This window comes from Pseudomonas sp. GM25, from assembly GCF_000282255.1.
GTDB lineage: Bacteria > Pseudomonadota > Gammaproteobacteria > Pseudomonadales > Pseudomonadaceae > Aquipseudomonas > Aquipseudomonas aphyarum.
Window position 1 is genome coordinate 200,303 of record NZ_AKJQ01000009.1, and the last position, 7,828, is coordinate 208,130.

Annotated in this window: 5 protein-coding genes; 2 read left to right on the top strand and 3 right to left on the bottom strand. The window is 57.4% G+C overall.

Annotation, left to right across the window (positions count from 1 at the left end):
- Window positions 1-202: 202 nt before the first annotated feature.
- A complete protein-coding gene (locus PMI24_RS28545) occupies window positions 203-4,222 on the bottom strand; it encodes a hypothetical protein (RefSeq protein WP_007951246.1) in 4,020 nt (1,339 codons plus the stop codon).
- A gap of 471 nt (window positions 4,223-4,693) precedes the next feature.
- On the opposite strand from PMI24_RS28545, the gene PMI24_RS03485 reads away from it, so the two are divergent.
- Window positions 4,694-5,098, top strand: coding sequence for a DUF6124 family protein (locus PMI24_RS03485; RefSeq protein ID WP_007951247.1), 405 nt, complete (start codon window positions 4,694-4,696; stop codon window positions 5,096-5,098).
- 44 nt (window positions 5,099-5,142) lie between these two features.
- Here the strand turns inward: PMI24_RS03485 and PMI24_RS03490 are convergent, their stop codons facing one another.
- A complete protein-coding gene (locus tag PMI24_RS03490; RefSeq protein ID WP_007951248.1) occupies window positions 5,143-5,502 on the bottom strand; it encodes a PilZ domain-containing protein in 360 nt (119 codons plus the stop codon).
- 218 nt (window positions 5,503-5,720) lie between these two features.
- A complete protein-coding gene (locus PMI24_RS03495; protein WP_007951249.1) occupies window positions 5,721-6,107 on the bottom strand; it encodes a tetratricopeptide repeat protein in 387 nt (128 codons plus the stop codon).
- Window positions 6,108-6,279: 172 nt separating this feature from the next.
- On the opposite strand from PMI24_RS03495, the gene pyk reads away from it, so the two are divergent.
- A complete protein-coding gene (pyk, locus tag PMI24_RS03500) occupies window positions 6,280-7,731 on the top strand; it encodes a pyruvate kinase (protein ID WP_007951250.1) in 1,452 nt (483 codons plus the stop codon).
- Window positions 7,732-7,828 lie beyond the last annotated feature (97 nt).

Sequence of the window (7,828 nt, forward strand, 5' to 3'; positions counted from 1 at the left end):
CCTCTTGAGGGGAAACAAACGCCGGGACCTGACGGCGGCGCTTGTAGCGTTCAAGTTGATTAAGCACTGAATGGAAAACGGCTGGTACTGTCAGATCTGACAGGTTGCTCGACCGTCGATCGGAATTCAGAAGTTTTCTGTGAAGTGAGGGACGTGAAAAGGCCCTCTGAACGAGGGCCTGACGCGGGCGCATCTCTTTAGCTCAGCCGAAATCCGCCACAATAAGTTTGACCTCGTTCATCCACCCGGATAGAACAGGCCCTTTCTCGGCCTTGCCCCTGAGCGTCAACTCACCAAGCGGCAAACCATACGAAACAATCACGCATCGCCCTGTCTCATCGACCTGACCGGTACCGAGCTTGTTGGTGCTATCACCCGGAAAGAGCGACACCAGAGTACCTGGCATGGCAGTCAGTTTGATCACTGCATTGCGAGAAACGTAACTCCCATCAGTAAGATCGACTACAACAGGCGGAGACAGGGCAGAGCCGACTTTGAATTCGATGACAATGCCTGACCAGGCTGACTCCACTCCATCCATCTGTTGGCGTGCAGCGATCTGGTGGGGTTCTGTCTTCACTTCCAGATCTACGGCACAGCGAACAGCCCATTTGTCCTCTGCATTGACGATTGTCTGAGCCAGCACTTCGGTGGTCGCATGCCGATACAGTGTCAATAAAGCTCCTGCTTTACCTAGTCCTTCAAACTGTGGCCGGGTTTCAAGCACTTGAGTTCGATCGTTCAACGGCAGTTGTATAACCGCTTTCTCAAAGCCTGCTAGAGCCTGAGTCACATCGCAATGACGGTGTGGCAACTTGTAGTCTGAATCGAGACCATCACGTTCCTGTTTGGCAGAATACGTCAGTGGCCCCACCGGCAATGAACTTGTGACCTGCGCCTCCCATGTTCCATCGCGCGCCACCCGTGCGGTCGCCAATACCGGACCACTTGCCTGGCGGACCGTGACCATCGCGCCCGGCAACCCCCATCCGGAAAACCTCGGCATACGCCGTACTGTTTGATCTGGCGTTGGAAACGCCACAACGGGACAGTCAATCTCTGTGATGCGCTGCACTGTAAATGCATCACTCATGCGCCATTCAGAATTCACGCGATCCAGCGTCTGGCTTACCTGCACGCGTGTCAGTCCATCAGGAAGATCCCTGTTGCCCAACACCCGCCAGTATCCATCTTCATCGGCCTGGGTCGACGGCGCCAGACGGACCTCTGTGTCGTACCAGGCCGTCACGGCGATAAACGCATGAGGAGCAGCCCTGCCAGCGTAAACTGCCTGTGGACCTACCCAGTCACCTGCCCGCGGTTCAGTAAGGTCGATGGGGGCACTGAGCAGCGTCAGGGTAATCGGGACGGATTGTTGGGAGTTCGGTTCCGTACCGACTCGGGCAACGGCGGCGATTTTGTCCGTGGCCACCATGTTGTGTCCGAAAAGCCCCGACCAGGTGTTGTCCGCCTTGACGAGAACGGGCTCGAAATTGTGGGGTCTACCCACCCGCTGCACTATCACGCTATCCCCGGCGACTCCATGCCCGGAAACCCTGACCATTTTCCCGACATTCTCGGTATTCAACGGCGTATCGAGCAGCGGCGCATTCGGCACGAACATGACCGTAATCTCTGTTGGATTGCTGCGATAGCCATCCTGAAGCACCCTGACCTCCAGCGTTTTGGAACCCGCCGCCAACTCGACCGGAGTAGTCCATTTCCCGTCAACCACCGGAACGCTGGTAATGAATGGTGATGATCCTTTGATCGACAGCTCGACGGAACCGTACGTTGCAGAGGTGCTACCGGAAAAAGTGGACTTTCGCGCGGGCTGGCCGTTCGGCCCTGGTACGGTAAATCCGGCCCTTGGCACAGCGACCATGACGGTTTTGTTCTCAGTCGGGCCGGACACGTTACTGCTGGCCTGTGCCTCTTTTTGGCGGCAATAGAAGGTAAGTGGTCCCGGAGCGTGTTTGCCAATACCTATCTTCCAGGTTTTATCCTCGTTCACCGGGCCACTGCCCAATGTCACGTGGGTAGCCGAAAGAATCTCGACCCAGCAGCCTGGCCACCCCTTGCCCTCGATGTCCGCCTCGATTGATACCTCGCCAGTCGTTGTCGGTTCAGGGACCGGCGGTTGAACCGTGAAGGTAAGGTTACTGGCCGCAGATGTCTGCCCCCCCATCGCCGAGGTTGCACTTATGATGTAGGTCTTTGGCGGCAGGGGATCGGTGACGGTATAACTGAACGAACCGATCGTGCCGGCCGTCCCGGTCGCTTTGAGTGGCACCGACGGACGAGTCGGAATTGTCAGCAAAACATCCGAATTCGTCCAGGCAAGACCGGTAATCGTTGGTGTCTGGTTAGTCTGCGCATCTGGATCAGGCGCTGTATAAGTGGGAGAGGATGACGGAATGGTCACCTCTGGAACAGCGACCTCCGCAGACCAGACACCGTTTACCCATTGTTTGACGGTGAGGGTTCCATAAGTGCCCGGGTCAAGATCGACAGAAGTTGTGCGCCAAGTGAGATCAGATTGCACCTCACCGTTGGGAAACTTGGGGCGAAAATCCTGACCGTCCTTGTGGATGATGGCCAATCCCTTACTCGTACCCCACGTATTGCCCCTGCCCGTAATTGTAAGTTTATTGCCGTTGCGCGTGACACTCACAGACGTGGGTCGAGAAGTGGGAACGGCAACCGGTATATCAGCGATCCAACCTGAGCTGTAGATACGCCCTGTTCCTCCATCGGACACGCTTTGCCGACCGCCATACCTGTAATTCCCCGGCAACACCGTGGCCGGAAGATCCTTCGTATAGATACCTGTACTAGGAATGTCCACATCGATGGAATTGACTTCGTCACCCGACACATGAATATGCATCCTGCCTGTCGCGTAACCCGTGCCATGAAATTCGATGCCTTCGCCTTTGGGTCTGGACTGAAGCACAGGTTTGGCAGGCCGGATCTTGTAAAGAACGGAACCGCCACGACCGGATTGCTTGCCACTGAGGAACTGTTCCGCTGCCACCCTTCGCAACCCGGGCTGGAGCGTTACGGCAGCGCTCCATGTGGCCGATACGCCGACAGGGGCGGTCCCGACCAACGTTTGCGTTGTATCGATAAAAACCCGCACTTCGGCGTTGGCTAATCTGTTGTTGCCGGAGACGGTGAAGGTTTGTTCTTGTTCGGTATTGTTGCCGGGGGGGGTAATGCTCGGATAGTCCAGATAACGGAAGGTAACGTGTTCTGTGTAGCGCTGGACGCCATCGAGTTCTGCCGTTATGTACTTTTCACCACTGCCTGAGAAAGCCGCCAGCGGTGACGCTTGCCAGTTGGATGACGAGCCGGTACTGGCCGTGCTGGACCAGACAACACCAGAACCACCTTGAACGACTTTCACTGAAGTATTGGGCGCTGCGATTCCAGTGAACTTGAAGTCCTTGGCAGGCATTATCGAGTTATTTGTTGGCGAGGTCAGTTTTGCTCGGTAGGCAGTGATGTACCCAGTCCGGGCAGAGTTCCTGCCATTGACTTGTTGATAGGCCTGAATGCTTTGATCGTTTTTATTGTCCGCAACGGTGACCGGCACTGACCAGGCTCCGGCAGTTGGCTGAACGCGTGCATTCAGTGTTCCCCCACCGTGATCAAGCACCATATTGGCCCCGGCGATTCCTCCGGCGCCTGTTACATCAAAAGTTGAAGCAGTAAAGTTTTTGTTCGGGCCGATGGTGGGAGTCGCCGGGATGTAACTGACAGTATGAGAACCCGTCATCCATACATCACTGACACCCGCTCTGTCATAGTCAAAACCAAACCCTATCGTCGCATTTCCCGCATTAACCACAATCGTTTTGCTTGAGGTGATTTCTCGCCACTGACCATTTTGCAAGGCTCTCCCCGTCAGTTCAACCGGGTTCCAGACCGTACCCGTCGGGGCAACCTGCATCCATACGTTTCCGTCAGGCTGATTGTTGGCGGTGGCCTTGTAGTGTGTCGCAGCGCAGGTAAAAGTATTGCCGTCAGCACTGTATGAGTACACCACTCGAAGCCATGCCTCATACCCATCCTTTGTGACATAAATATCGTGCGTGGCCGATATTCCATTATTGATTTCTTCAGCAGACAAGACAGTCGTTTTACCTTCTTCAGTCGCCTGCACCTGTTGCAATGATTCACGGAAAGATCCCGCCTCCGCATCATCTTTTGTATCCATGACTGACTCCATGACTGTTTAAGGGCTCAGAGACACGAGCTCTCTTATCGCCATTGAATGCCAACCCCTTTTTGCGCACACCTGACAGATCTGACAGTCCCGACAAACGGTAACTCTTCCCACAACCCTCTCCGGCAGCGTCCTGCAAGTCGTAACAACGGGCTACGACGCCTTGTGCCATTGCCTACAAATCACTCAGAATCCGCCGGCTTGTGCGCCTTGGCGTTGGCCCGTAACTTGATCCCGTCGCTGCCAATCAGCGGCCGGGTTTAGTCGCCCGGGGTCTTAGTACGTTGCGCATAAGCGTCATCAAGTCGGGTATTCCCTATCCCCGCACTCGATGGTGGCTGTTCGCAGGGCGCCCTCGGGCGCACCGGTACGTACTCCCGGTCGACTAACCTGCTTACAGCCGCCACCCTTTTCTCGTTTAGTCGCGAGCCAATGGTGGCCCTACTGACGAGTACGAAATACATGAAAAAGCCAGTTCCAAATCCACCGCTGGACACCGATCCAACGGACCCGACCGATCAAACCGATCCCGTCTCCCCCTACGCCTCCGTCGATTCAAAAAAACTCCACGACGCCGCCCACCGGGCCCTGGATTTCTACCTCAATCCCCCAAAGGACAAACCGCGCAACTCCGTGGATCGCGGCATGCAGATGTTCAAGGTCGATCCCGAGATCAACCCCGAGGCGATCGCCATCCAGACCTACGAAACCTTTTCTTCGGTCAGCATTCTGTTGCTGGATCTGGCCGACAGCCTGGACGACAAGCCGCGGCATCTGGCGATGGCGATCTATCAGTTGAGTGAATTGGGGTTGTTGCTGGTGGAGAAGACACTGGATAACGAACGGGCGATTGCGATAAACGAGTAAGAAAAAGGGCCACAACCTTCGGCAGATTGTGGCCCTTTTGGTTTTCAGGCCGAGGCCGGCAACGGCTGAAAACTGAAGTACTGCTTCAACGCCTCGACCAGTTGCCCATACTCGGGCGGCGTCCGGTACAGGCTGAAGCCGGCGTCGTAGTGTCGGGGGGTCGCGTCTTCGTGACACCACAGGCAGCACGCCGTCAGATCGATGACTTGCTGACAACCTTCGCCCAAGGGGATTTTCAGGCGCAGGTTGAACTCGGCACCGATCATCATCGGCAACTGGCTGATGAGCATCAAACCGTCTTCGGACACGTTGCCCAGAAAGCCGATGGGTTTGTCGGTGACGCTGTTGAATACTCGCAGAAAATACGGCAGCTGATGCCGTTCGATTCGACGGTCGGTAAACATACGCAGTTCGCCATGCAAGGCTCCATCACAGAGCCGCACTCTCGCTTCGGAACGGGCGTGTGCGTCAGACCCGCTCTCCCCGCTCCCGGTGTGGCGCTCGCCACGTGCATCTCATGCCGGTCGCAGGTGTTGCGCCGGTACAGATATCGATCTGTACCGGTGTCATTCGACTATAGCTCACCCTATACAAGCAGCCAGCTTTTGTATGACAACCGCCATCAGAACCGGGTTGGACGTACCACGGCGGCAGCGCTGCGTGTCGGGTAGTGACCCAAGCTCTGCAGGGTTTCCAGACGCGCGCGGGCGCGGTAGGCGTATTCGCTGTTGGGGTACGAGGCGATGATGAACTGATAGGTCTGCGCCGCATCGACGAACATTTTCTGCCGTTCGAGGCACTGGCCGCGCATCATCGACACTTCCGGCCACACGTAAGGGCGGGCACGGCTGGCGCGTTCGACCTTGGACAGTTCGAGCATCACTTGCTCGCAGTTGCCCCGGTCGTAGGCGCTGTAGGCGTTGTTCAAATGATGGTTCATCGACCAACGGGTGCAGCCCGTGACGGCGAGGACGCTGAGGGCAAGGGCGGCAATGGGCACGAATCGCATGGGGTATTCTCCTGTCTTGTGATCATTATCGACCTCTGGCGAGAAATCTTCAGAGCCCTTTGTTCCGATTGTCGCGTTCAATAAAGAAAACAATAAGTAGTGCAAACGAACAATGACTACACCCAAAGAGCGTAGTAGCCTCTGCGAGCGCTTGAACCTGAGGAGTCTTTGCATGTCCGTCCGTCGTACCAAAATCGTCGCTACCCTTGGCCCGGCCAGTAACTCGCCGGAAGTTCTCGAACAGCTGATTCTGGCTGGCCTGGACGTCGCCCGTCTGAACTTCTCCCACGGCACCCCCGACGAGCACAAGGCTCGCGCGAAGCTGGTGCGTGACCTCGCTGCCAAGCACGGCCGCTTTGTCGCCCTGCTGGGTGACCTGCAAGGCCCGAAAATCCGTATCGCCAAATTCGCCAACAAGCGCATCGAGCTGAAGATCGGTGACCAGTTCACCTTCTCCACCAGCCATCCGCTGACCGAAGGCAACCAGCAAGTGGTCGGCATCGACTACCCGGACCTGGTCAAGGACTGCGGCGTGGGCGACGAGCTGCTGCTCGACGACGGCCGCGTGGTCATGCGCGTTGAAACCGCCACCGCGACCGAGCTGAACTGTGTCGTGACCATCGGCGGCCCGCTGTCCGACCACAAAGGCATCAACCGTCGCGGTGGCGGCCTGACCGCGCCGGCCCTGACTGAAAAAGACAAGGCCGACATCAAGCTCGCCGCTGAAATGGAAGTCGACTACCTCGCCGTGTCCTTCCCGCGTGACGCCGCCGACATGAACTACGCCCGTCAACTGCGCGACGAAGCCGGCGGCACCGCCTGGCTGGTAGCGAAGATCGAACGCGCCGAAGCCGTGGCCGACGACGAAACCCTCGACGGTCTGATCAAGGCTTCCGACGCTGTGATGGTTGCCCGTGGCGACCTGGGTGTGGAAATCGGCGACGCTGAACTGGTGGGCATCCAGAAGAAAATCATTCTGCACGCACGCCGCCACAACAAGGCGGTGATCGTGGCGACCCAGATGATGGAGTCGATGATCCAGAACCCGATGCCGACCCGCGCCGAAGTGTCCGACGTGGCCAACGCCGTGCTCGACTACACCGACGCCGTGATGCTGTCTGCCGAATCCGCTGCCGGCGCTTATCCGCTGGAAGCCGTACAGGCAATGGCGCGCATCTGCGTCGGCGCTGAAAAGCATCCGACCAGCAAGACTTCCAGCCACCGCATCGGCAAGGAATTCGAGCGCTGCGACGAGAGCATCGCGCTGGCAACCATGTACACCGCCAACCACTTCCCGGGCGTCAAGGCGATCATCGCGCTGACCGAAAGCGGCTACACCCCGCTGATCATGTCGCGTATCCGTTCGTCGGTGCCGATCTACTGCTTCACCCCGCACCGCGAAGCCCAGGCCCGCGCGGCAATGTTCCGTGGCGTGTACACCGTACCGTTCGACCCGGCTTCGCTGGCCCCGAACGAAGTCAGCCAGAAAGCCATCGACGAGCTGGTCAAGCGTGGCGTGGTCGAGAAAGGCGACTGGGTCATCCTGACCAAGGGCGACAGCTACCACACCACCGGCGGCACCAACGGCATGAAGATCCTGCACGTGGGCGACCCGCAGGTCTGAGTGACCGGTTGCTGAAAACGAAAAGCCCCGCCATGTGAATGGCGGGGCTTTTTCATTTCAGATTGATCGTTACTAGTTTGATCGTTCCCACGCTCCG

What these genes read in the sequence shown, in the direction of transcription:
- PMI24_RS28545 (WP_007951246.1), bottom strand. Translation starts at nt 4,222, where the DNA reads ATGGATACAAAAGATGATGCGGAGGCGGGATCTTTCCGTGAATCATTG.
- PMI24_RS03485 (WP_007951247.1), top strand. Translation starts at nt 4,694, where the DNA reads ATGAAAAAGCCAGTTCCAAATCCACCGCTGGACACCGATCCAACGGAC.
- PMI24_RS03490 (WP_007951248.1), bottom strand. Translation starts at nt 5,502, where the DNA reads ATGTTTACCGACCGTCGAATCGAACGGCATCAGCTGCCGTATTTTCTG.
- PMI24_RS03495 (WP_007951249.1), bottom strand. Translation starts at nt 6,107, where the DNA reads ATGCGATTCGTGCCCATTGCCGCCCTTGCCCTCAGCGTCCTCGCCGTC.
- pyk (WP_007951250.1), top strand. Translation starts at nt 6,280, where the DNA reads ATGTCCGTCCGTCGTACCAAAATCGTCGCTACCCTTGGCCCGGCCAGT.